The sequence below is a fragment of the Fictibacillus sp. NRS-1165 genome (genome assembly GCF_050468105.1).
In the GTDB taxonomy this organism is placed as follows: domain Bacteria; phylum Bacillota; class Bacilli; order Bacillales; family Fictibacillaceae; genus Fictibacillus_C; species Fictibacillus_C terrinigri.
In genome coordinates this window covers 1-1671 of the sequence record NZ_JBDPNU010000073.1, presented here as the reverse complement: position 1 = coordinate 1671, position 1671 = coordinate 1, and the positions used below count along the sequence as shown (strand labels likewise).

The following is a 1671-nucleotide window of genomic DNA, read 5'->3' as shown; positions in this document are numbered from 1 at the left end:
TTAGTTTTAGGCTTTGATAAAAAAGGAGCCCCTCGATAAGATGAATGTATCCAAACAACCATCTAGGAGGAGCCCTTACTATGAAGTTTAAAATGCAGGACAGACAAAATCAACTTATTGAACGAATTTCTCCCCAACATCTTATTGTAGGCATTGATATTGCCCAACAGACACATGTTGCTCGAGCCGTGAATTTTCGCGGGAAGATACTTGGCAACCCACTCACCTTTGAAAACAATGAAGGTGGTTTTTCCTCTTTGTTCCAATGGATAAGGAAACTCCAAAAGGAATACCAATTAACGGATGTAATCATTGGTATGGAACCGACTGGCCATTATTGGATTAACCTATCGACTTGGCTGTTTGAACAAGAAATAGAGGTTGTGACAGTCAACCCCTATCATGTGAAACGGAACAAAGAAAACCGTGATAACACGCAATCGAAAAGTGATTTAAAGGATGCTTTAGTGATCGCTGATATGGTTAAGAATGGGTACTACGCTTCTATTCAACCTACTTCTGAGAAGTTTGAAAAACTTCGAGTACTTATGGCCAATCGCGATACGATTATTAAACGACTTGTAAGCACGGTCAATCAGATCAATCGTTGGGTGGACTTGGTGTTTCCAGAACTTCGAGAGGTCTTTAAAAATGTGACTGGAAAAGGAGCGATTACAACCTTACGGTTATTCCCTACTCCACAAGAAATTCGTGCTCTAACCCCGGAAGATATTTCATCAAGTTGGAAAAAACACATGAAAAGACAACCTGGACTGAAAAAGGCTGCTGCACTCTTCCGAGTGGCTCAGCAATCTGTAGGTACTGAATCGGCGTTAGATGCCCATCGTTTTCATCTCCAACAACTATTAGAGGAATACGATTTAACAACGACTCAACTCGAAAGAGTTGAAGAGACCGTACGTTCAGTCTTAGACCACATTCCATACATTGAAAACCTGCGTTCCATAAACGGGTTAAATACGATTTCAATTGCAGGAATCTTAGGTGAGGCAGGTGATCTCAGTCAGTTTTCTCATGGGAATGCCCTATTAAGACATGCCGGACTCCATCTCGTGGAAGCCAGTTCAGGAAAGTGGCGTGGACAAACGGTAATTTCTAAAAGAGGACGGTCACGATTACGAAGGTTTCTCTACATGGCTACTATGAATTTAATCAACAACAATCAGGAGTTCAAAGCAAGACATATCTACAATGTTCAAGAAAGGGGTATGCGCAGAATGAAATCGTTGATGAAGCTGATTGGTAAGTTCGCTCGTATTCTCGTTGGAATGACCAAGAATCAAGAAGTCTATAATCCGGAAAAGATACATCTCTTACAAGCTGCTTAAAACTATCTTTATTTTAATTATTGAATATTGATGTATTCGCAGGATCTCAAATATGTACGGAGTACTGGGTGTATTCAACAAAAGGGCTAAGACCCGTTCCGTTAGCAAAACCAGCCTCCACCCTTTGGACAGGCATGACGAAGGAATGAAAGGGCATTTGACCCGTAGAGACATGGGAGGGTTAGCCTCCAGGGGTGACGTGGAGCATATGTGCATTATTATGGAATAAAATGGAGTCTACTTGATCTCCTCTATTTCGCTACGCCCACTTTTACCCTATACCCTTACATTCATAGAATTTAGTCAGTCCCTTGAAAAAAAA

Annotated in this window: 1 protein-coding gene; it reads left to right on the top strand. The window is 41.2% G+C overall.

Translation table 11 applies throughout. The features are described 5' to 3' along the window. Positions 1–80 precede the first annotated feature (80 nt). Positions 81–1349, top strand: a complete 1269-nt coding sequence (locus tag ABHN01_RS23030; RefSeq protein ID WP_429877472.1) for an IS110 family transposase — start codon at positions 81–83, stop codon at positions 1347–1349. Positions 1350–1671: the final 322 nt, after the last annotated feature.